This window comes from Aristaeella hokkaidonensis, from assembly GCF_018128945.1.
Lineage (GTDB): Bacteria > Bacillota > Clostridia > Christensenellales > Aristaeellaceae > Aristaeella > Aristaeella hokkaidonensis.
This window is the reverse complement of the sequence record NZ_CP068393.1, coordinates 2,034,417-2,056,901: the sequence shown is the minus strand read 5'-3', so window position 1 is coordinate 2,056,901 and position 22,485 is coordinate 2,034,417. Positions and strand designations below refer to the sequence as shown.

Genomic DNA, 22,485 nt, shown 5'->3' with positions numbered 1-22,485 from the left:
TGTAGACATGAGTCTTCTGGAATTAAAAAACATTTCCAAGATCTATGGTGACCTGAAGGCCCTGGATAACGTGAGCATTCATGTGGATAAGGGTGAGTGGGTCGCGATCATGGGACCTTCCGGCTCAGGAAAGAGCACGATGATGAATATCATCGGCTGTATGGATAAACCGACGCTGGGAGAAGTGCTGCTGGACGGCGTTGACATTGCCCGGGAGAGCAGTAAGAAGCTGACGGATATCCGCCGGGATAAGATCGGCCTGATCTTCCAGCAGTTCCACATGGTCAATTACCTGACCGCCGTGGAGAACGTGATGGTCAGCCAGTATTACCACTCTATGCCGGATGAGCAGGAAGCGCTGGAAGCCCTGGGCCGGGTCGGCCTGCGGGAACGGGCGCATCACCTGCCCAGCCAGCTGTCCGGCGGCGAACAGCAGCGGGTCTGCGTAGCCCGGGCGCTGATCAACCATCCGGAGCTGATCCTGGCGGATGAACCGACGGGCAACCTGGACGAAGCGAACGAGAACATCGTGCTGGACCTGTTTGCGCGCCTGCACGCGGAGGGGACGACCCTGATCGTCGTGACCCATGACCCGGAGGTGGCGGAAGCGGCACAGCGCACCATCGTGCTGGAACACGGCAAGGTGGCGCGGGAAGTCATTAATGAAAACTTTGATGAACAGCAGAAGGAATGGCTGGCCAGGTTAAAGGGCTGAAGAGAGGTATATATGAAAAAGAGTTTATTCGCAATCCTGGTTCTGGTTCTCGCGGCGCTGATTGCCGTGGGATCCGTGACTGTAATCGGCCCCTGCGTCCATGCGGACGGCAGCGCGGCAGCCTGCACCGGAACGGGCAGGGCAATCCTGATTGACGGCTGCGTGATGGCAGCCCTGGCACTGCTGGCGCTGCTGATCCGCAAACCCGGCATCCGTATTATCCTGTTTGCGGCGGCTTTCTGCGCCGCGGTTGCAGGAATCCTGCTGCCCGGCACCCTGATGCCCCTTTGCAAAATGGATACGATGCACTGCCGCGCGGTGATGCAGCCGGCCGTGATGATCCTTTCCGGCGCCGCGGCAATCACATCGCTGACCGGGATTATCTCGGAACAGAGCAGGAGCAGGAGAATGAAGGGATGAAGCGCTTTTCTCCGGTGATCCGGAACCTGACAAGAAAACCGGGAAGAACCACAGCGCTGATCCTGCTGACGGCTTTCCTTGCTTTATCTGTTTTTGCGGGGACGCTGGTGGTTTCATCCCTTCGCCGGGGACTCGGCAGCATGGAAAATCGCCTGGGTGCGGATATCATTGTGGTTCCGGCGGAGGCTGAATCCAAATCCAGCCTGAAGAACATGCTGCTGCAGGGAACCATCGGTACCTTCTATATGGACGCTTCCGCACTGGACAAGGTGAAGGAAACAGAGGGAGTGCAGAAAGCATCCGCCCAGATTTTCCTTTCCTCCATGAAGGCGGACTGCTGCTCCGTGAAGGTACAGATCATCGGCTTTGATCCGGAAAACGACTTTGTGGTGCAGCCCTGGATTGCCGAAAGCCTGAACCGCCCGCTGGGCGATATGGAAATCGTGGTCGGCAGCCGCGTGGGAACGGACGTGGGCGATAACTTCCGGATTTACGACCGGAAATGCCTGGTGGTGGCCAAACTGGCGCCGACCGGAACCGGCCTGGATACCGCGGTGTACTGCAACATGAATACAATCCATACGCTGCTCCAGGCGGCGGAGGAAAAAGGCGTCAGCCATAAAATTGATTCCGGAAACGACGCGGAGGTGGTATCCGCCATCTACGTGAAGACGGTTCCGGGAGCGGATATCGGCCTGGTCAACAACCGGCTGAACGGAAAGATCCGGAAGGCGACATCCGTCCGGACAACCGGCATGATCACAGAAGTATCGGACAGCCTGGGCGGGGTATCCAGAACGGTGGCGATCCTGATCGCCGCGGTCTGGATCCTGGCACTGGCGATCCTGTTTATTGCCTTCTCCATGATGGTGAATGAACGGCGGCGGGAACTGGCGGTTTACCGCCTGGTGGGGATGAGCCGGAAAATGCTTTCCGGAATGATCCTGAAGGAAACGGCCCTGTGCAGCCTGGCAGGGGCGCTTTGCGGCGTGCTGCTCGGCGCGGTGCTGGTATTCCCCTTTACCACGCTGATTGAAACCAGCCTGAAGCTGCCTTACCTGGCCCCGTCAGCCGGAACAACCGCGGTATTCGCGGTCCTGGCAATCGCGGTCACGGTGGCTGCCGGATGCGCGGCAAGCCTGCATACGGCGTCGAAGCTGAGCCGGGTGGACCCGGGCAGCACACTGAGGGAGGGCGCCTGACATGGAACTGAGAGCGGAAAACATCTCCCGCCGGTACTTCCGGAAACGGGGAGAAGCAAACTTTTTTGAAGCGGTCAAACCGGTATCCCTGACGCTTCGGGGCGGAAAAATGACCGTGCTGAAAGGCAGGAGCGGATCCGGCAAGACCACGCTGCTGCATATGCTGGCGGGACTGCTGAATCCGTCGGAAGGGAAGGTTTTCCTGGACGATACGGATCTGTATGCCCTGGAGGACGCGGAGCTGTCCAGGGTACGCAATGAAAAGATCGGTGTGGTTCCCCAGGGCCGCAGCGCCGTGGATACGCTGACGGTGTATGAGAATATCCTCCTGCCGGGACTGCTTTACGGCGGCAAACCCCGGACGGATGCGGCAGAAAGCTGGATGGAGGCACTGGATATCAGCAGCCTGCGGGATGTGATGCCCGCGGAACTGTCCGGGGGAGAGCTGCGCAGGATGGCCATCGCACGGACGCTGACCGCAGATCCGGACGTGATCCTGGCGGACGAACCCACCGGTGACCTGGACAATGAGAACACGGTCATTGTGCTGGACGCACTGCGCCAGGCTGCAAAAGCCGGCAAGGCAGTGCTGGTGGTCAGCCATGAGGATGACGTGGAAGCCTATGCGGATGAGGTGATCCGCATGGACGCGGGCAGCTTCATCGCAGACGGCTCCAAAACGCAGCAGCCGTCATCTGTCAATGAGTGATTTGTCTGTTTGTGACACATAAAAAAATGCTATTGACAGAAAGAATAATGTCTGTTATTTTGTATTAGACATGACTAACCTCTTCTAGCTGCTCTTTGGTGTAGGGATGTGCCAGAGAGCAGCTCCTTTTAAGAAACGAAGTTAGTTTAATCTAATCAAAGGAGAGACAGATGTCGGACGAAACCGTAATCCGCTGCTGCGCACCCACGCTGGCAGCCATCAAAACCGGCAGCCTTTTCAACAGCCCGTTTGAAAGCCGGGAAGAGATGACAGCCAGCCTGCGGGCAATTAACAAAAGCCTGCTGCCCAAGGGCGTGTGCGCGATGCCCCTCCGGTATGAGAACGGGAAGGCGCTGATTTATCTCTACCGTCCGTCCATGCTGGAAGAGGACCTGCGGAATCCGGTGGCGGCCGAACTGCTGAAAGACGCCGGGTATCCCGGCGGCAGCGCTTCCGGGCATATCGCCTGGCTGATCCGCCGGCTGAAGGAATCGGAAACCTTTCCCCATGAGATCGGGCTGTTCCTCGGATATCCGGCGGTGGACGTGCGGGGATTTATCCGGCACGGGGAATGCAAGTGCACAGGCCTGTGGAAGGTCTATGAGAGCGACGTACCCCAGGCGCAGCGCACCTTCGCGCGCTGCAGGCACTGCACAAAAGCTTACCTGCAGCGCAACCGGGAAGGATGGGACCTGTCGAGGCTGACAATCCGGCCGGGACAGTTTTCATACAGAGAAGCCGAAAGGCTGGAAAGGAAGGAAACCACATGAGTAAGATCGCGGTGATCTATTGGAGCGGCACCGGCAATACGCAGGCAATGGCGGAAGCGGTTGCGGCGGGCGCAAAGGAAGCCGGCGCGGAAGCGGATCTGCTGACCTGCGCTGACGTGGGCGATATTTCCGCATATGACGCGGCGGCACTGGGCTGCCCGGCTATGGGCGCGGAAGAGCTGGAAGACAGCGAATTCCTGCCGATGCTGGAAAGCATTGAACCGGCACTGGCCGGAAAGAAAGTCGCGCTGTTCGGCTCCTACGGCTGGGGCGACGGCGAATGGATGCGCTCCTGGGAAGCCCGCTGCGCGGAGAAGGGCATTGCCCTGGCGGCGGAAAGCGTAATGGCGAACGAAGCCCCTGACGATGCTGCCACGGCGTCCTGCAAGGCGCTGGGCAAAGCACTGGCATAATATCTCCTGTATCAGAATCGAAAGGACGAAACCAAAATGAAGAAAGTAATTTCCTTTGTACTGACCCTTTGCCTGCTGATGATGACCGCCGCCTTCGGCGTGGCGGAAACCGCGGATGGTGCCGCGGAAGCCCTGGAACAGATGGAAAACATCAAGGGCACCTATGAACCCCTGTTCCCTGTGATTACCGCTGCGGAATATGACGCCATCTGGCAGGAGCCCTGCGTGAAGGCCCTGGGTGAGGAAGACGGAAAAGCAATGGCTGACATGATGAAGACCTACTGCGCCGGCACGATCTACGGCCAGGAAGCAATCGACACCTACGGTGACGGATCCAACGGCATGCAGTTTGCCTGCGGATTCATCAACGGTGTGAGCACGATCACCTTTGACGGCCTGACCATCAGCGGCGCGGATGAGAAGGGCAATCAGGTGTTCAGCCATGAATACGCTTTTGCCGGCAAGCTGTCCCTGTCCGGTATGATGGACGGCTTCCTGTTTGAGACCGCGGACGAGGACGCCGGCGAATTCAAGTATTTCTTCATGATGCCTGATACGCCCGCCACCACCTATCACCTGGAGTTCCGCTACGGCAGCAACGTGGACGACCTGACGAAAGTCATGGACGGCCCCTACGCTTTCTGGCTGGCTGCCGGTTTCCCGGTGGACGCGGACGCTGAACTGATCAATAAGGTGATCACCCTGTACTGCGAAGAAAACCTGGAAGAAACGCAGGAAGAAAACGCGGCCTGATTCCCTGAAAAACAAAAAACAGGACGCGATCCGAAAGGGTCGCGTCCCTTTTGCTTGACATACAGGTATCATAGTGATATAACAAGTTAGTCATAACTAACTAAGGAGGATGTCAAGCAATGAACGGATGGTCCGCTGATGTGATTTTGGGCCTGCTGATTCCCTTCGCGGGAACCGCTGCTGGTTCTGCCTGCGTGTTTTTCATGAGGAAAAACCTGAAGCAGAGTGTGCAGCGCGCACTGACCGGATTCGCGGGCGGCGTCATGGTCGCGGCTTCCATATGGAGCCTGCTGATCCCGGCGATGCAGCAGGCGGAAGGAATGGGGAAATGGGCTTTCCTGCCGGCGGCGGCCGGCTTCTGGATCGGCATTCTGTTTCTCCTGCTGCTGGATAAAGTGATTCCGCACCTGCACATGTTCGCGGAAAAGGCGGAAGGACCCAGGACTCGCCTGGCCCGAACCAGCATGATGGTGCTGGCTGTTACGCTGCACAACATTCCGGAAGGAATGGCAGTCGGCGTTGTTTACGCGGGAATGATCTCGGGTTCCGCGGAAATTACCGCAGGCGGCGCGCTGGCGCTGGCCCTGGGTATCGCAATCCAGAATTTCCCGGAGGGAGCGATTATTTCCATGCCCCTGCGGGCGGAAGGCAAGGATAAGGGGAAGGCTTTCCTGGACGGTGTGCTGTCCGGAGCGGTGGAACCCATCGGCGCGGTGCTGACCATCCTGGCCGCGTCGCTGATCGTGCCGGCCATGCCTTACCTGCTCAGCTTCGCGGCGGGCGCCATGATCTATGTGGTGGTGGAAGAACTGATTCCGGAGATGTCCGCCGGGGAACACTCAGACATCGGGGTGCTGATGTTTTCCCTCGGCTTTACGCTGATGATGGCACTGGACGTGGCGCTGGGGTAAAGAACGAATGAAGAATGAAAAATGAAAAATGAACAATTAAGTGAGAGGGAGCCGAAGATGAAGCCTGATTATAAGAACTGGATGCCTAAAGGGATGGTACGGGGGTTCAACTTTGCTTTCCTGGGACTGTGCGCAGCGCTGGTACTTGCAGCGCTGCTGGCCCAGGGAACGGCCAGGACAGTCCTGATGATTGTGTTTGGCGTGCTGGCACTGGTTTTCCTCGGAATGTCGATCTGGTCTGTAATGATGTACCGGGCGTTTGACTACCAGGGAAAGCGACGGATGTCACGGCAGATTATCGAAGGCACCGCGGAATACGTTAAGGTTCCCAAGGGCGGGAAATGCCTGGATGTGGGCTGCGGAAGCGGCGCCCTGTCCATTGCCGTGGCCAAACGGAATCCGGACGCAGCCGTGATCGGCGTTGACCGCTGGGGAAAGGAATACGCCTCCTTCAGCAAAAAGCTGTGCGAGGATAACGCCCGGGCGGAAGGCGTAAAGAATGTGAGTTTCCGGCAGGGGGACGCGACCCGGCTGGAATTCCCGAATGAAACCTTTGACACCGTTACCAGCAACTACGTCTATCACAACATCCCGGGCGACCGGCAGGCGATCCTGCTGGAGACGCTGCGGACGCTGAAGAAGGGCGGTACCTTCGTGATTCATGATATTATGTCCGTTTCCAAATACGGGGACATGAACGCCTTCCTGAAAAAGCTGAAAGACCTGGGATATGAGAAAGCAGAGCTGATTGGCACGACGAACGGCAAATTCATGAAAAAAGGCGAAGCAGGCTGGATGGGCCTGAGCGGATCGGCACTGCTGATCGGGAAAAAGTAAATAATACTCCCGGAAAGGGAAAAGGAGAAGGAACGATGAGCTCAAAACAAGGGAAAAAGCAGAATGACGTAGCGGCACTGTTGCAATACGCGGGCGGCTACCGGAAGCTGACCTGGCTGGGCATGGGGCTGTCCGGTGTGGCTATGGTCCTGGGAATGGCACCCTATCTCTGCATCTGGCTGGTCATGCGGGAACTGATTGCTGTGGCTCCGGACTGGACACAGGCAGCCGGGATTTCCCGGTACGGCTGGCTGGCGTTTGCTGCTGCAGTGGCCGGCATTGTCGTCTATTTCGCGGCGCTGATGTGCACGCACCTGGCGGCTTTCCGCACGGCGGCCAATATCCGGAAACAGGGCATGGCGCGCCTGATGAAGACCCCGCTGGGCTTTTTTGACGCCAATGCTTCCGGCCTGCTCCGGAACCGCCTGGACGGGGCGGCGGCGGAGACGGAAACCCTGCTGGCCCATAACCTGGCGGATATTACCGGCACGATCGCCATGTTTGTTTCTATGCTGGTGCTGATGTTTGTGTTTGACTGGCGGATGGGCGCTGCCTGCCTGCTGGCGGCGGTCATTTCCCTGGCGGCTATGTCTGCCATGATGGGCGGAAAGAACGCGAAGCTCATCGCGGACTACCAGAAAGCCCAGGACTATATCGGCAAGGCCGGCACGGAGTACGTCCGGGGTATCCCCGTGGTAAAGATCTTTCAGCAGACGGTGTATTCCTTCCGGGCGTTCCGGCAGGCCATTGAGGACTACAGCACCAAGTCGGAAAAGTTTTCCTGCGGTATCTGCAGCAAACCCCAGGCCCTGAACCTGACCTTTACGGAGGCGGCTTTTGCGTTCCTGGTTCCCGCGGCGCTGCTGATTGCTCCTTCCGCGCTGGAGGGCGGAAACTTTGCGGGCTTTATCACCAATTTTGCTTTCTACGCGGTGTTTTCCGCGATTATCTCCACGGCGCTGGCCAGGATTATGTTCATGGCCAGCGGGATGATGCAGGCCACCAACGCGCTGGCGCGGATCAACCAGGTGATGGACGCGCCCGTGCTGCCGGTGACTGCCAGCCCGCGGAAACCGAAGGACAACACTGTGGAGTTTAAAGACGTTTCCTTCACCTATGACGGAGCGGAACTGCCGGCATTGAATCATGTCTCCTTCCGGGTGAATCCCGGCGAGACCGTGGCGCTGGTTGGTCCTTCCGGCGGCGGTAAGACCACGGCAGCCAGCCTGATCCCCCGCTTCTGGGACGTGACCTCCGGCACGGTGGAAGTCGGCGGCGCGGACGTGCGGGAGATGGATCCCCATGTGCTGATGAACCAGGTGGCCTTTGTGTTCCAGAACAACCGGCTGTTCAAAACCTCCATCCTGGAGAACGTCCGGGCCGCCCGGCCGGAAGCTTCCCGGGAGGAAGTGACGGCGGCGCTGAAGGCCGCCCAGTGTGACGACATCATCGCCAAGCTGCCGCAGGGGATTGATACGCTGATCGGAACGGAGGGCACCTATCTCTCCGGCGGCGAGCAGCAGCGCGTGGCGCTGGCCCGGGCAATCCTCAAGGACGCACCGATTGTGGTGCTGGACGAGGCAACGGCCTTTGCCGATCCGGAGAACGAAGTGCTGATCCAGAAAGCTTTTGCGTCCCTGACCAAAGGCCGGACGGTGATCATGATTGCCCACCGGCTGTCCACGGTTGTGAACGCGGACCGGATTATCGTGCTGGACGCGGGACAGGCAGTGGAAAGCGGCACCCATGTCGAGCTGGTCAAAGCCGGCGGCCTGTATGCCCGGATGTGGGCGGACTACAACCAGGCGGCCAGCTGGCGGATTTCCACCGAAGGGGAGGCGATGTGATATGTTCTGGAAGAATGTACAGCGGAAATACGCACTGACGGATCACGGAGTGAAGAATATCCAAAAGGGAACCCTGTGGACCGTGATCGTCAACCTGGTGGTCATCTGCGGCATGGGCATCCTGTATAAGCTGATGTCCGGCTTCATGGATACGCTGACAAAGGGATCGCCGCTGCCGAGCCTGCTTTTGTTCATCGGGGTGACGGCTCTTTTCCTGGTGATTTCCTATACGGTGCACCTGCAGCAGTACAGGGCGACCTACGGCCTGGTATACGGCGAGGTGAAGGACGTCCGGATCGGCCTGGCGGAACGCCTGCGCAGGCTGCCGCTGGGCTACTTCGGCAAGCATGACCTGGCGGACCTGACGGAGACCCTGATGGGTGACGTGAACCGGCTGGAGCACGTCTGGTCCCACTGCCTGAGCTACCTGTACGGTTCAGCGATCTCCACAGCCATTATCGCCGCCGGCATGCTTGCGTACGACTGGCGGATGGCACTGGCCTGCCTGTGGGGCGTGCCGGTGGCCTTCGGCCTGCTCTTCGGCAGCCGGAAAGTGTATAAAAAGCGGTCGGAAGAAAACAAGAAATCCGCCGTGCGGGTGGCGGACGGCATCCAGGAAACGCTGGAGAATATCCGGGAGATCCGGGCGACCAACCAGGAAAACCGTTTCCTGGAAGAGCTGAACGAAAAGATTGACCGGAATGAGAAGATCATGCGAAAGGGAGAGCTGACCATCGGCATCTTCGTGAACCTGGCCAGCGTGATTATGCGCCTGGGTGTGGCGACAACCATCCTGACGGGCACCAGCCTGATCCTTGGCGGAAAGGTCGACTTCATGGTGCTGTTCATGTTCCTGCTGGCCATTACCCGGATTTACGCTCCCTTTGACCAGGCACTGGCGCTGATTGCGGAGATGTTTGTTTCCCAGGTTTCCGCCAACCGGCTGCAGGAGGTCCATGACACCCCCACCGCGGAAGGTACGGAAGTGTTTATGCCCAAGGGCCATGACATCGAATTCCGGAACGTCAGCTTCGCCTACGACAACCAGGAAGTGCTCAGCGGCGTAAGCTTCACCGCCAAAGAAGGGGAAGTGACCGCACTGGTCGGACCTTCCGGCTCCGGCAAGAGCACCTGCGCAAGGGTGGCCGCACGGTTGTGGGATGTTGATAAAGGCTCCGTCCTGGTGGGCGGCGTTGATATCTCCGGCGTTGATCCGGAGGTGCTGCTGAGTGACTACTCCATGGTCTTCCAGGACGTGGTGCTGTTTGACGATACCGTGATGGAAAACATCCGGCTGGGCAAGTACGGCGCGACGGATGAGGAAGTGCTGGCGGCGGCAAAGGCTGCCAACTGCGATGAGTTTGTGGAGAAGCTGCCCAACGGTTATGCCACGCCCATCGGCGAGAACGGCGCGAAGCTTTCCGGCGGTGAACGCCAGCGGATTTCCATCGCCCGGGCACTGCTGAAGGACGCGCCGATCGTGCTGCTGGACGAGGCGACAGCCTCCCTGGACGTGGAGAACGAAACGAAGGTGCAGGGTGCCCTGTCCCGGCTGCTGACAGGCAAGACGGTACTGGTAATCGCCCACCGGATGCGCACCGTGGAAGCGGCGGACAAGATTGTGGTGCTGGCCGACGGCAAGGTGGCGGAGGAAGGCAGCCCCGCGGAGCTGCTGAAGAAAGAAGACGGCCTGTTCCGGCGCATGACAAAGCTGCAGTCCGCCGGTGCGGAATGGAGCATCTGACCGAACCGGTAAGGAGGAAGGATTATGAACTGGGCCCGGATTATCCTGGACGGACTCACGATGGCCGTGGTTTTCAACGGAGTGGCGCTGCTGGGATTCCTGGTGGTGCCCCAGGCTTACAGCACGATGTTCCCCAAAGACATTAAGGAAGCGGCCGCACCGTATGTGGAGAAGAAGGACGTGCGGGTCATGAAGTGGATCCTGCACCCGCTGTATATCCTGCTGGTTCTCTTCTGGGGCGTCAGCGGGCGGATGGCGGGAATGACCGGCTTCTGGCCGCTGTTCTGGGCAGGCTATGCGGAAATGACCATGGTAAGCATTACCGATTTCATCATCCTGGACTGCATCCTGCCGCAGAGGATCACCCATATGATCAAAGGAGCGGAGGGCTGCAGGGGATGGGAACGGAAGGAATGGCTGAAAACGCTGGCCATTCCGGAACACGGACTGATGTGGACCCTGGTGATGTGCCCCCTGGCGGGACTGTTCGTGGCAGGCATCGGCCTGCTGACCGGGCTGTTCTGCTGAAAATATTCAAACAAAAGGAGAGTATATTCTGATGAAAAAACTGCTGAGTCTGATGACCGCCCTGGTCCTGGCCCTGACCCTGGCCGCGGGCGGCGCGGCGGCGGAGGCCGCCGAAAAAACGGCTGTCAGGGAGATTGCCACGGCGGAAGACCTGATCGCGGTGAACAACGACCTGGCGGGCAGCTATGTGCTGACCGCGGATATCGACCTTTCCGGCTATGAAAACTTCCCCATGATCGGCGCCTATATGATGGACGAAAAGAGCGAGGAAGGCGAGGATCCGGTAGCGGAATACGCCTTTACGGGAAACTTTGACGGAAACGGCCATACGATTTCCAACCTGACGATTGACGCCACCGAAGACGGGGCGCACTTCTTCGGCGTCGGCCTGTTCCCTTGCGTGGGCGAAGGCGGTACGGTGAAGAACCTGACGGTGAAGGATATCCGGGTCAAGGGCAACATGCTGGTCGGCGGCGTGGTGGGATACGCGTTCCGCTGCACGCTGGACAATGTGAACCTGACCGCGGCGGACCGCAACAGCGTGGAAAGCACCATGGTGATGGCCGGCGGCCTGATCGGCGGCCTGACCTGCTCCGCCTGCGTGAACTGCAGCGTGGAAAACACCGACATTACAGCCGCGCCCGGCGGCAACTCCGGCATTTTCGGCGGCGGCTTCTCCAAGCCCGCGCTGGAGAACTGCACGGTCCGGAATTCCACGCTCACCGCTGTGCTGGGCGAGGTCCCGGCTTTCGGTATGACGGAAGGCGCCTGGATCGGTGGCCTGTCCGGCTGCGTCAACCTGGATGACTACAATCCCGACGAATGGTATGTGAAGAACTGCGCGGTGACGGACAGCAAAATCACCGTCAGCGGCAAGGGCTCCTACGTCGGCGGCCTGACCGGCGCCTGCGGCAACGTGCTGGCCGGACCGGACGCAAAGCGGATGCAGATCAGCGGCTGCACAGTGGAAAATGTGGAAATCAGCATTACGGACGGCGTGCCCTTCGTCGGCGGTTTTGTCGGCGGCGGATTTTCCGAGGGAGGCACGCCCCAGAGTTTCCTGATTGACGGCTGCAAGGCTGTAAACGTAAAAATAACCACAGACGCGGAAAACCCGGTTGAAAACGCCACGGGTCTCCTGCTCGGCCAGGCAGTCGGCAGCCAGTTTACGGGTGCCGACGGCAAAATCCTGGACATCACGGAAACCGGAATCGCGGCGGACAGCATCAACAGTACCGCGGACGTGAAGATTTTCCTGGCGGACGGCTCCGAATACACCGACGCGAAAACGGTGGCCCAGGTTTCTGAAATGCAGTAAGCACAATCCGGCATGACCGGGAGGAGCGCCGCCTGTGACGGGCGGCGCCCTTTTTTTCTGAAATTCTCTTTTTTCTGTGCGAAAGCCCCTTCCTTTTCCCCGGAAAGAGTGCTATACTCCTATGATGTTAGTTTAAACTAACGATTAAAGAATGAGTCCTGCAAGCGACAGGGAATAAAGCAGGAACCGGCTGCGAACGGGAAAATATAGGCATATATAACAAGCAGGACCGGGAAAAGAACGGAACAGAAAGAGGCACAGGAAAAATGAGATACGCGGGAATGCCGGCAGGCATGTGGACGCTGTTCAGAAATTCCTTCCGGAAAAACCTGGGCGACGTGCTGGGGTATGACCGGGAAAAGGCCGGGGAAGTTACGGAAAAGGCAAAAAAGGATTACCGGATGCTGATCCGGAGACTGCCCGAATTTGAAAAGGGAGACCGGTTCAAAATGAATATTGTGAACTGCGCCCTTTTTTCAGCTTTCTGCCTGCATATGCATCCAAAGCCGACCATGGAACAGATGACGGAGTTTTACAACCGGTCCATGATGATTCCCGCCATGCGCTTCTTCTGCCGGCTTTCCGGCAGGAAGAAGTTTACCGCAAAGGACATTGAGGGAATGAAGAAGACGGAAGCGCTTCGGGCGGCGGACCGGAATCCCTATTCCTGGAACATGATATACATTCCGTATCAGGACGGCTCCGGGTACGAGGCCAGGTTCTTCCGGTGCGGGATCTGCCGGCTGATGAAGGAACTGAACCTTTATGAATACGTTCCGGCCATGTGCAGGCTAGACTACACCATGGCGGACGCGAGCGGAGCAAGCCGGTTTGTGCGGGAATACACCCTGGCGTCCGGCGGGCCGTACTGCGACTGCGGATATAAAAAACTGAACTGAGGACGTGCTGCCATGAAGAAAAAGATTTGGGACCTGTACGCGCCGATCTATAAACAGGCGATGAAGGCGGATCAGAAGATATACAACTTTATGTATGAGCGCATCCCGCAGAAGATCCGGGGTATGGAAGTGCTGGAGATTGCCACCGGCCCCGGACTGCTGGCCAGGCATGTGGCGCCGGCGGCCAGGCGGATGATCGCCACGGACTATTCCGACGGCATGATCGCCGAGGCAAAGAAAGGACCGCGGCCTGCCAACCTGGACTTTGAGGTGGCGGACGCCATGAGCCTGCCCTACGCCGACGGCAGCTTTGACGTGGTGCTGATTGCCAACGCCCTGCACATTGTGCCGGATCCGCAGAAGGCGCTGCGGGAGATCAGCCGCGTGCTGCGGCCGGGCGGACTGCTGATTGCCCCGACGTTTGTGGAGCATAAGGGGACCCTGGGCAGCCGCATCTGGTCCCGGATCCTGCGGATTGCGGGAATCCGGTTTGAGCACCAGTGGTCCGCGCAGGAATACCTGAAGTTCCTGGAGGATAACGGCTGGAAGGTGGAATTCAGCAAGGAAATGGCGGCGCGGATCGCATTGATGTACACGGAATGCCGGGAGGCGGAGAAGAAATGAAGATCACCGAGACGGGAAACAGGTCAGGAAAGACCCTGGTGCTGCTGCCGGGGACGGGCTGCACCTGGGAGATCAATTTCCGTGAGGTGCTGGAGGACCTGAAGGCACAGTACCATCTGATCTGCGTCAACTATGACGGATTCGACGGGGACAGCAGCAAGCCGTTTACCGACATGCTGACCGTGACGAAAAAGATTGAGGATTATATCCTGGAAAACCACGGCGGCCGGGTGGACGGCGCCTACGGTTCCTCCCTGGGCGGAAGCTTCGCGGGGCTGCTGCTGGAGCGGGGAAGGATCCACATGGACCATGTGTTCATCGGCGGATCCGACCTGGACCAGGGGAGTCCGCTTGTCGGCAGGATCATGACGGGGCTTGTGGGCCGCCTGATCGGAAATGCCGGAAAGAGCGAAAAAAAGAAGGAAAAGCTGAAGAAGCTGCTGGTGAAAGCCTTTGGCGTGGACAACGACGCGGAGACGAACGACTTTATGGAGCAGTTTGCGCAGAGCATCGCCTCGCTGCACCCGAAAACGGTGGGCCGGGAATACTACTCCGACTACGTGACGCCCCTGGGGAACGACCTCCACGCGGAGGGCACAAAGGTGCATGTGATCTATGCCCTGAAGATGGGGCCGAAATACGAAAAGCGGTACCTGCAGCATTTCCGGGATCCGGAACTGCTGCGGTTCGACATGCAGCATGAAGCCTGGCTGTTCCAGAAACAGTGGCGGCAGCCGGTGCTGGACGCCATTGCGGCATGCATGCGGTAAACCGAAACGAAATTCAGAATGATGGAGGACAGGCATGAAAGCCTATACACCGGAGAACCTGGTGAAGATCAGCCGGTATAAAAAGTTGTTCCCGACGCTGCCGGAGGAGGTCCGGCAGGACGTTTACAGCCGGATGCTGGTGCTGCTGAAGGAAGAGGAAAAGTGGTGCGACAGGGGCAACTATAAGCATATTGCCCAGATCCTGACCACCATCGCCCTGTACGAAGTGCTGCAGATGCACAGGAAAAGCGAGCCGGAAGCCTACCGGATTATATCCGAAACCATGTGGGGCGCCCTGACGCCGGAATCCTACCGGAAGATGGCCCGGCGGTCCTTTTTCCTTCCGATGATGAAAAAGATCCTGCCCTTCGGATTCCGGCACGGCAGCGGCGCCGGCTGGCAATACACCTGGCACCTGGAGGAGGATCCGAAAGACCGGTTCCACTTTGAATGCCGGGAATGCGTGTACTGGCACATTTTCAGCGAGCGGAACCTGATGAAACTGGGCGCGATGTTCTGCCATTCAGACGTGATCAACTTCGGGAAGCTGCCCTATACGGATTTCAGGAGGACGAAAACCCTCTGCCAGGGCGGGGACTGCTGCGACTTTGACTTCATCCGCCATAAAACGGACGCCGGAGACGGCTGGGAAAGGTTTGAAAGCGTCTGACCGGACAGGAAAACAGAAGAAAAAAAACCGGCACGATCGGAAGGACCGTACCGGTACGTTTTTTTGCTCCGGTTTCACCGGGGATCTTTGATTTTGTCGGGAACCACCCAGTAATCGCACATGGTTCCGCCGGAAGCCAGGGTCTGGTCCCGATGCAGAACTGCGTGGTTTGCTTCGGTGATCAGGTAATCCAGCTCACAGCAGACGGGCAGGATTTCCATATACCCGTATTTCCGTGCGTAATTGTTGAGCGGGCAGTTGGTGAAGTAATAGTATACACCGTCCCGGTGCTTTGTTTTATCAATATGATAATCCCAGGTTTTATCCCGGTACTGAGGACGGTTGTCCGCCCACTCTTTCTTTTCATAAAGCCCTTTCCAGGACTGCGCCAGGTCTTCCGGCTTGTTCATATCCCGCTTGCCCAGGATCTTTGTGACCAGGGGTGTTTTGACCATATTCCGGATTACGGGACGGAAGCCGTCCGGCGTAATGGCGCCTTCCGCACCTTTCCAGATGGCCATGAGCACAAAGCACATATAAATGTTACTGGCCATGGGATTGTCAGCGCCGATGTCGTCCACCTGGGTGAGCATTTCCCGGTAAATGCCGGGCGCATTTTTCAGCGCCCGGCGGGTGGTTTCCTTACCGTAGGATTCCCGCAAATGTTTCCGGATCAACGTGGAGAACATATGCAGGTAAAACCCTTTATATTTCATCATGGAGTTTTTCCACCTCTGATTTTGCTTTTTGTTTCCGGGTTTTTCTCAGGCGGCGTCGTTCGCGGCTTCTTCTTCGCCCTGGTCGGCGCTCTCATACATCACAGAAGTTTCACCGGTTTCAGCAGTCAGCGCTTCGCCGTCCAGCGTTACATCGGCTTCACAGCTTTCGATCACGCTGTTGACGGAACGACCGGCGACGGCGCCGGGAGTTACGGCCCCGGTGATCTCCGCCTTTACGGAGCAGCCGCTGACCTTGAAGGCGGTTTCTTCACCGTAGAAGTAAAGGCCGGTGCCGAACAGGCCGCCCACGTGGGTGGCACCGGGAGCGTTGATGACCGCGGTGACCTTGCAATTGGTGATCTCAGAGGGATACTTGGTGGTTACGACGCCTTCTGTTTCCGCAATGATATTGCCGTTGGAGTGGGAGCCGCCGAAGCCGCACAGGCCGCCGATGGCATGGCCGCCCTTGACGGTGGTGATGGTCACATCCGCGGTGCAGTTGGTGACGGTGTCCATCATTTCCAGGCAGCCGGCGATGCCGCCCAGGGCGATGGGCTCATTGCCTTCCGCGATCACAGTGCCTTTTGCGGTACAGTTGTCAATGCTGCCGCCGAAGCTGCCGCCGATGACCAGACCGCCGCATTCCGCAACGTCCGCCTGGACGATACGGCCTTCAGGGAATGCATTGTCACCCAGGACGCGGATGGTTGTGCCGTCCACGGAGCAGTTATAAACCGCACCGTTGTTGCCGCCGGCAATACCGCCGATGCAGTTGACACCGGCAATGCTGTTTTCCCCGGACAGGGTTACATCATGAACCATGCCCATGTTATAGCCTACCACGGCGCCGACAGCATTGGAGAAGGTATCCGTGCAGGTGACGGTGATGTTCTTCGCGTTCAGGTTCTTCACTTCACCCAGGTTCATGCCGAAGATTCCTGCACCAACGATGGGATAATCGGAACTGAAGGTCATATTGGAGATGGTGTGGCCCTGTCCGTCGAATACGCCCATGAACATGCAGCTCACATTGCTCTGGTCTGCCAGATCCATCTGTCCGATGGGCTGCCATTCAATTCCGGCAAGGTCGAGGTCTTCTGTCAGGACGAAGCAGGCACCGTAATATCCGCCTGCACTGCCGTCATTCACGGCCGCGGAAAGGGCCAGCAGCTGCTCCGCTGTGGCAATCCGGTAAGGATCTTCAGCGGTGCCGGTTCCGCCGGCATAGGGGCTGCTTTCGGCAAATGCCGCATTCATGCCCAGCGCCAGCGTCAGGGCAAGCAGGATGGAAAACAGTTTTTTCATTGAGGTACTCCCTCCTTTTATGGAAATAGTTTGTATGTCATCGCTTTCGCGGGGACACCGGGAATCAGGCAATCTTCCAGGAGGCCGCTTCCTGCCGGCCTTCCACGAAGGTTTTATAAATACCGTTCTTTCTGATCAGCTCGTCATGGGTGCCGTGCTGGGCAATCTTACCGTTGTCGATCACATAGATCTGGTCAGCGTTCCGGACGGTCTTCAGGCGGTGGGCAATCATAATGATGGTCTTTTCCTTTGTCAGGGCTTCAATGGCTGCGGTCAGCTCGGTTTCGCTTTCCGGATCCACGTTGGCGGTGGCTTCATCCAGGATGATGACCGGAGCGTCCTTCATGATGGCGCGGGCAATGGAAATGCGCTGCTTCTCACCGCCGGAGAGGCTGGCGCCGCCTTCGCCGATCACGGTATCGTAACCTAACCATCCGGCAGGGCCATGATGAAGTCGTGGCAGCGGGCCTTCTTCGCCGCGTCAATGACCCGGTCCATGGAGGCGCCCGGTTCGCCGAAGCGGATGTTGTTGGCGATTGTATCCTCAAACAGGTAGACATTCTGGAACACAAAGCTGAAGTTCTTCATCAGGGAGTCGAAACTGTAATCCTTCACGTTCCGGCCGCCCAGGAGCACCTGGCCGCCCTGCACGTCCCAGAACCGGGCCATGAGGTGGCACAGGGTGGTTTTGCCGCCGCCGGAGGGACCGACGAAGGCGGTGGTGGTCTTTTCCGGAATGGTCAGGGACACATTGTCGATGATCTTTTTCCGGTCGTAGGAGAAGTCCACGTTCTTCAGCTCAATATCCCGTCTGGCTGGGGTGATGTCCGCTCCGTCGATATCCATGGGCGGCATATCCATGATTTCCTTTGTTTTTGTTACAGCCACATGGACGGTCCGCAGCAGGGCGGAGAAGGAGCCCATGGCCTCCAGGCTTTCAAAGACCATGAAGGCGGAGATCATCATCATGATGCAGTAGAGCAGCGGCATGGTGCCGTCGAAATAGAACTTCAGGGAGAGAATACTCATCAGCATGCCGGTGAGCTTAGTGGTGATGTTCTGGATGGTGACCCAGGGCATGACGGTGAATTCCACGGCGGTATCGGTATCCCGCTTCTCGTTGATGGCGGCGTCCAGGCGCTTTGCCCGGCTGTCGGTCATGGAATAGTTCTTTACTTCAGCGATACCCTGGACGTATTCGATGACCTGGGAAACCAGGTCTTCGTCCGCGTTATGCTTCCGGGAAGCCAGCGGGACGGTGGCTTTCTGCATCCGGGAGTTGAACAGCAGGAAGAGCAGGATGCCGGCCACCAGGACGAGACCGATGCGCCAGTCAAAGGCCAGGACAAAGATGGCGATGACAGACGTGGTCAGGATGCCCTGGGTGGTGACCATGACGATCCGGGCAGCCACATCCGCCAGGGATTCCATGGTGTTGGTGGTCACGTTGGTGATGGCACCCAGGGAGTTGCGGTTAAAGAAACCCATGGGCAGGTAACGCAGGTGCTCGGCAATCTCAATGCGCTTGTTGCAGCAGGAATGATAGCCGGCTTCACACTGGAGCATGGTGGTTTTCAGGGTCACCATGATCTGGCCGATGACGGAGACGGCCATGATGCCAAAGGAAAGCCACAGGTGACGGGAGGTCAGCTGACCTTCAATGAGCCCCTGAACAACCACCGCAACGGCGGTGATCCGCAGGACGGAGAACATGGCCCGGAGGACGCCCAGCACCACGGCCAGGTAGAATTTATTCCGGTCTGTTTTATTACAGAAATCAAAGTATTCTTTTAGGATCTTAAGCAACGTCCTCAGCCTCCTTCGCGGCAATATGAGCATGCCACATGCTCCGGTACAGGTCGCTGCTGTCCAGCAGTTCCTGCTGGGTTCCGGACGCTTCGACGCGGCCGTTGTTGATCAGGATGATCTGGTCGGCGGAGGCAATGGTGGACAGGCGGTGGGCGATGACCAGCAGCGTGCGGCCCTTGACCAGTTTCGCAACGCTCTGCTGGACCAGCGCTTCATTTTCCGGATCTGTATAAGCGGTGGCTTCGTCCAGGATGATGACGGGCGCGTTCTTCAGCATGGCCCGGGCGATGGAGATACGCTGGCGTTCGCCGCCGGACAGGTGGCCGCCGGCGCCGCCGCAGATCGTCTGGTAGCCGTTCTCCAGCTGCATGATGAAATCATGGCAGCCGCAGGCCTTTGCGGCTTCAATAACCTGTGCGTCGGTGGCTTTGGGATTGCCGAGGCGGATGTTTTCCATGACGCTAAGGTCGAACAGGTAGTTATCCTGGGACACGTAGGCGATGCGGTGCTGGTAGTCATCCAGCGGAATGTCCCGGATGTCGGTACCGCCGAAGGTGATTTCACCGCTGTCCACATCCCAGAAGGAAGCGATCAGCTTGGCGATGGTGCTCTTACCGGAACCGGAGGGGCCGACCAGGGCGTTGACGGTACCTTCTTCAATGGTCAGGTTTACGCCGTGGAGCACTTCCTCTTCCTTATAGGCGAAATGCACGTCATTCAGGCAGATGGTGGTGCCGACGGGGGACTGGGCCAGCCGTTCCGGACGCTTCAGCTCCGGCTTGGTCAGGATGGTGGTCACCTCGCCGATGATGGTGCCGCATTTGCTCAGGTCATCCATGTAGTTGGAGGCCATGATGAAGGGCGTGATCAGGCCCATGGCCAGGATGATCAGCATGACTAGGTCCGGCGCGGTGACGGAGCCGTTCATGAAATAGCTCACGCCGAAGGGCAGCAGGGGCAGCAGGGTAGCCGGCAGGACGGCCATAGCCGTGTTCTGGTAAACGTTGCAGCGGCGCATCCACTGAACGAAGCAGTCGGAGCCTTCCTTTGCGGCGGTCACAAACTTGTCATAGCTGGTTTTTGCCTTGCCGAAAGCCTTGATGACTTCAATGCCGTTGATGTATTCCACAGCAGTATCGTTCAGCGCCTTGGTTTTGACGATGGTGTTTGTATAGTCTTCCTTCATGCCGCGCATCATCAGTGCGAAGCAGGCGAAGCCTACCGGCACCGTCAGCAGGGAAAGCAGCGCCAGACGCCAGTCGATACTGACCATATAACCGAAGATCACAAAGGGAATCAGGAGGTTGGAGGTCACTTCGGGAATCATGTGGGCCAGGGTTGTTTCCATGGAATCCACGCGTTCTACGATGATGTTTTTATAGGTGCCGGAGGATTCATCCAGCACGTCGCCCAGGGGCATCCGGGCCAGTTTCCTCGTCAGCTGCCGGCGGATACCCGCCAGCACCTCAAAGGTGGCTTTATGGGACATGGTGGTGGAGAAGGTGTGGAACAGCCGGCTCAGCACCCAGAACAGACCCATATACAGGACCTGCGTCAGGCAGTAGGAGAAATCCGCTGTACCTTCCAGCAGCCTCCGGACGATGTTGGCCAGATAGAGAAAGGGAATGAAACCGCAGACCACATTGGCGATTGCCAGCAGCACGCTGATGACGTAACTGCTCCTGCGGGTGCCCGCAAACTCCATCACCCAGCTGAAGGTGCTGCGTTTACGGGCTTTTGCCTGTTTTGCCATGGGAAGATCGACCTCCTAAGTTAGAATTGGCTAACAACAAGGGCGAAAAAAAGCGCCCCCGATGTTACGAAAATAAAGGGGCTCAGTAGCCGAAAAGCACCTGCCAGCTTCCGGTGTAGAAGGCGTCGAGGGTGTCGGCATAGTGCATGGCATCCTCGCGGTTGAACCCGTGCACCACCGCCTGGAAAATGGCGCTGATGCTGGTGGTGACCAGCAGGTGGAATTCCTCCGGATTGACGTCGTTGATGTGTACACCCTGCTCCTTCAGCAGCTCCATCAGGGCCATGGTGGTCTTTTCCTCTTCCACCGCCAGGTCATGGAGGAAGGATTCATACCGGGTGCCGGCGGATTTGCAGATCAGCAGGCGGAAAGCATCCAGGTGATCATAAATGTAGGTCATGGCCAGCCGGGCTTCACCGCCCTGCTCCCATTTATCGGTGAGGCTGCCGTCATGGGCGGCCATGCGCTCGGCTGTTTCCTCCTGCCGGTACATGTCAATGAGTCCCTGGCAGGCAGGCTCCACCAGGGCGGCGAACATCTCCTCCTTGCCGGTAAAGTGCTTGTACAGGCCGGCCACGCTCATGCCCGCGGCCGCGGCGATACGCCGCATGGAAGCGTCCGTGAAGCCGTAAGTCATGAACTCCTCCCAGGCGGCAGCGATGATCTTTTCATGATGGGCGGATTTATCACGGGCCATGGAGACGCCTCCTTTCGGACTTAAGCGAACACTGTTCACTTACGGCAGACAGAATACACGGTTCAGGGCGGTCTGTCAACAACAAAATTAGAATTTTCTAATTTCAAACGTTTGCACTTGACAAATTTCGCCCTGTATGGTATACAATTTTAGACACGACTAACACCGCGGAAACTGATCTCTGAAAAGAAATCGACAGAGAGCAGTTTTTTTAGGGCCTATAGTTAGCCGCAACTAACAAGCATAAAGGAGACGAACCAATGAGTATCGTGGAACTGAAGAATGTTTCCCGGGTTTACCGGAACGGTGATCATGAACAGCGGGCGCTGGATCATGTGGATCTTTCCCTGGAAGAGGGAAAGTTCATTGTGATTCTCGGACCCAGCGGCGCGGGAAAGAGCACGCTGCTGAACCTGCTGGGCGGCCTGGACAGTCCGACAGAGGGGACCATTATTGTGAACGGAAAAGATATTTCCACCCTGACGGAGAACGAGCTGGCGGATTACCGGGCGGAAACCGTGGGTTTTGTGTTCCAGAGCTATAACCTGATCCCGACCCTGACGGTGATCGAGAACGTGGCCCTGGTGAAGGAAATTGCCATCAACCCGCTGAGCAGCCATGACATGCTGCGGGAAGTAGGCCTGGCCGATCACATTCATCAGTTTCCGTCCGAACTGTCCGGCGGCGAGCAACAGCGGGTATCCATTGCCCGGGCGCTGGCGAAGAACCCGCAGATCCTGCTGTGCGATGAGCCTACCGGCGCACTGGATTCCGAGACGGGCGTGATGGTGCTGAAGCTGCTGCTGTCCATGGCCCGGGATATGAAGAAGACGATCATCATTGTGACGCATAACCAGAACATCGCGAAGATGGCGGACGTGGTGATCCGGGTGAAGAACGGAAAGATCAAGTCCTGTGAAGAACAGGAAAAGCCGCTGACAGTCGAAGAAGTGGACTGGTAACAGTCCGCTTCTTCGGAATTCATAATTCATAATTCACAATTCATAATTATGATTGGTTTTATATACTCTGGAAAAACATGTGAAGTTCCTAATAAAGAGGATTGAGTTTT

The 22,485-nt window shown here is 57.8% G+C and carries 24 protein-coding genes; 18 read left to right on the top strand and 6 right to left on the bottom strand.

Annotation, left to right across the window (positions count from 1 at the left end):
* The first annotated feature begins 7 nt into the window (after window positions 1–7).
* From JYE49_RS09340 to JYE49_RS09260, 17 genes are all read left to right on the top strand, one after another.
* On the top strand, window positions 8–715 hold the full coding sequence (locus JYE49_RS09340) for an ABC transporter ATP-binding protein (RefSeq protein ID WP_093956961.1): 708 nt from the start codon (window positions 8–10) through the stop codon (window positions 713–715).
* A gap of 12 nt (window positions 716–727) precedes the next feature.
* Window positions 728–1,135 (top strand): DUF4418 family protein, encoded by a 408-nt coding sequence (locus tag JYE49_RS09335; RefSeq protein WP_093956962.1) that lies wholly within the window; start codon window positions 728–730, stop codon window positions 1,133–1,135.
* Window positions 1,132–2,337, top strand: a complete 1,206-nt coding sequence (locus JYE49_RS09330; protein ID WP_093956963.1) for an ABC transporter permease — start codon at window positions 1,132–1,134, stop codon at window positions 2,335–2,337. Before JYE49_RS09335 ends, JYE49_RS09330 begins: the two co-directional genes overlap by 4 nt.
* Before the next feature lies 1 nt (window position 2,338).
* Window positions 2,339–3,046, top strand: a complete 708-nt coding sequence (locus tag JYE49_RS09325; protein ID WP_093956964.1) for an ABC transporter ATP-binding protein — start codon at window positions 2,339–2,341, stop codon at window positions 3,044–3,046.
* 170 nt (window positions 3,047–3,216) lie between these two features.
* Window positions 3,217–3,816: a DUF3793 family protein gene (locus JYE49_RS09320; protein ID WP_093956965.1), complete on the top strand. Its 600-nt coding sequence runs from the start codon at window positions 3,217–3,219 to the stop codon at window positions 3,814–3,816.
* Window positions 3,813–4,229 carry a flavodoxin gene (locus JYE49_RS09315; RefSeq protein WP_093956966.1) on the top strand — a complete coding sequence of 139 codons (417 nt, stop codon included), beginning with the start codon at window positions 3,813–3,815 and terminating at the stop codon, window positions 4,227–4,229. The genes JYE49_RS09320 and JYE49_RS09315 overlap by 4 nt, the downstream gene beginning before the upstream one ends.
* A gap of 36 nt (window positions 4,230–4,265) precedes the next feature.
* The gene (locus JYE49_RS09310; protein ID WP_093956967.1) at window positions 4,266–4,982 is read left to right on the top strand and encodes a hypothetical protein; all 717 of its coding nucleotides are present in this window, start codon (window positions 4,266–4,268) and stop codon (window positions 4,980–4,982) included.
* Window positions 4,983–5,101: 119 nt separating this feature from the next.
* On the top strand, window positions 5,102–5,893 hold the full coding sequence (locus JYE49_RS09305) for a ZIP family metal transporter (protein WP_093956968.1): 792 nt from the start codon (window positions 5,102–5,104) through the stop codon (window positions 5,891–5,893).
* Window positions 5,894–5,950: 57 nt separating this feature from the next.
* Complete coding sequence (locus JYE49_RS09300; RefSeq protein ID WP_093956969.1) at window positions 5,951–6,730, top strand: class I SAM-dependent methyltransferase; 780 nt, start codon at window positions 5,951–5,953, stop codon at window positions 6,728–6,730.
* 35 nt (window positions 6,731–6,765) lie between these two features.
* Window positions 6,766–8,577, top strand: a complete 1,812-nt coding sequence (locus JYE49_RS09295) for an ABC transporter ATP-binding protein (protein WP_093956970.1) — start codon at window positions 6,766–6,768, stop codon at window positions 8,575–8,577.
* Window position 8,578: 1 nt separating this feature from the next.
* On the top strand, window positions 8,579–10,321 hold the full coding sequence (locus JYE49_RS09290) for an ABC transporter ATP-binding protein (protein ID WP_093956971.1): 1,743 nt from the start codon (window positions 8,579–8,581) through the stop codon (window positions 10,319–10,321).
* 24 nt (window positions 10,322–10,345) lie between these two features.
* The gene (locus JYE49_RS09285; protein WP_093956972.1) at window positions 10,346–10,849 is read left to right on the top strand and encodes a hypothetical protein; all 504 of its coding nucleotides are present in this window, start codon (window positions 10,346–10,348) and stop codon (window positions 10,847–10,849) included.
* A 31-nt stretch (window positions 10,850–10,880) separates the two neighbouring features.
* The gene (locus JYE49_RS09280) at window positions 10,881–12,167 is read left to right on the top strand and encodes a M26 family metallopeptidase (protein ID WP_093956973.1); all 1,287 of its coding nucleotides are present in this window, start codon (window positions 10,881–10,883) and stop codon (window positions 12,165–12,167) included.
* A 266-nt stretch (window positions 12,168–12,433) separates the two neighbouring features.
* Window positions 12,434–13,066 (top strand): L-2-amino-thiazoline-4-carboxylic acid hydrolase, encoded by a 633-nt coding sequence (locus JYE49_RS09275; protein ID WP_093956974.1) that lies wholly within the window; start codon window positions 12,434–12,436, stop codon window positions 13,064–13,066.
* A gap of 12 nt (window positions 13,067–13,078) precedes the next feature.
* Window positions 13,079–13,690: a class I SAM-dependent methyltransferase gene (locus JYE49_RS09270; RefSeq protein ID WP_093956975.1), complete on the top strand. Its 612-nt coding sequence runs from the start codon at window positions 13,079–13,081 to the stop codon at window positions 13,688–13,690.
* Window positions 13,687–14,460 (top strand): alpha/beta fold hydrolase, encoded by a 774-nt coding sequence (locus JYE49_RS09265; RefSeq protein ID WP_093956976.1) that lies wholly within the window; start codon window positions 13,687–13,689, stop codon window positions 14,458–14,460. Before JYE49_RS09270 ends, JYE49_RS09265 begins: the two co-directional genes overlap by 4 nt.
* Before the next feature lie 34 nt (window positions 14,461–14,494).
* Complete coding sequence (locus JYE49_RS09260; protein WP_093956977.1) at window positions 14,495–15,130, top strand: L-2-amino-thiazoline-4-carboxylic acid hydrolase; 636 nt, start codon at window positions 14,495–14,497, stop codon at window positions 15,128–15,130.
* Window positions 15,131–15,204: 74 nt separating this feature from the next.
* On the opposite strand, the gene JYE49_RS09255 is transcribed toward JYE49_RS09260, so the two are convergent.
* From JYE49_RS09255 to JYE49_RS09235, 6 genes are all read right to left on the bottom strand, one after another.
* Window positions 15,205–15,849: an L-2-amino-thiazoline-4-carboxylic acid hydrolase gene (locus JYE49_RS09255; RefSeq protein ID WP_093956978.1), complete on the bottom strand. Its 645-nt coding sequence runs from the start codon at window positions 15,847–15,849 to the stop codon at window positions 15,205–15,207.
* 45 nt (window positions 15,850–15,894) lie between these two features.
* A complete protein-coding gene (locus tag JYE49_RS09250; protein WP_093956979.1) occupies window positions 15,895–17,154 on the bottom strand; it encodes a GLUG motif-containing protein in 1,260 nt (419 codons plus the stop codon).
* 64 nt (window positions 17,155–17,218) lie between these two features.
* Window positions 17,219–17,569, bottom strand: coding sequence for an ATP-binding cassette domain-containing protein (locus tag JYE49_RS15230; protein ID WP_346763112.1), 351 nt, complete (start codon window positions 17,567–17,569; stop codon window positions 17,219–17,221).
* A gap of 11 nt (window positions 17,570–17,580) precedes the next feature.
* Complete coding sequence (locus JYE49_RS09245; RefSeq protein WP_346763113.1) at window positions 17,581–18,960, bottom strand: ABC transporter ATP-binding protein; 1,380 nt, start codon at window positions 18,958–18,960, stop codon at window positions 17,581–17,583.
* Entirely contained in the window at window positions 18,953–20,716 is a 1,764-nt protein-coding gene (locus tag JYE49_RS09240; RefSeq protein WP_093956980.1) for an ABC transporter ATP-binding protein, read from the bottom strand. The genes JYE49_RS09245 and JYE49_RS09240 overlap by 8 nt, the downstream gene beginning before the upstream one ends.
* A gap of 82 nt (window positions 20,717–20,798) precedes the next feature.
* The gene (locus tag JYE49_RS09235) at window positions 20,799–21,413 is read right to left on the bottom strand and encodes a TetR/AcrR family transcriptional regulator (protein WP_093956981.1); all 615 of its coding nucleotides are present in this window, start codon (window positions 21,411–21,413) and stop codon (window positions 20,799–20,801) included.
* A 260-nt stretch (window positions 21,414–21,673) separates the two neighbouring features.
* On the opposite strand from JYE49_RS09235, the gene JYE49_RS09230 reads away from it, so the two are divergent.
* Entirely contained in the window at window positions 21,674–22,375 is a 702-nt protein-coding gene (locus tag JYE49_RS09230; protein WP_093956982.1) for an ABC transporter ATP-binding protein, read from the top strand.
* Window positions 22,376–22,485: the final 110 nt, after the last annotated feature.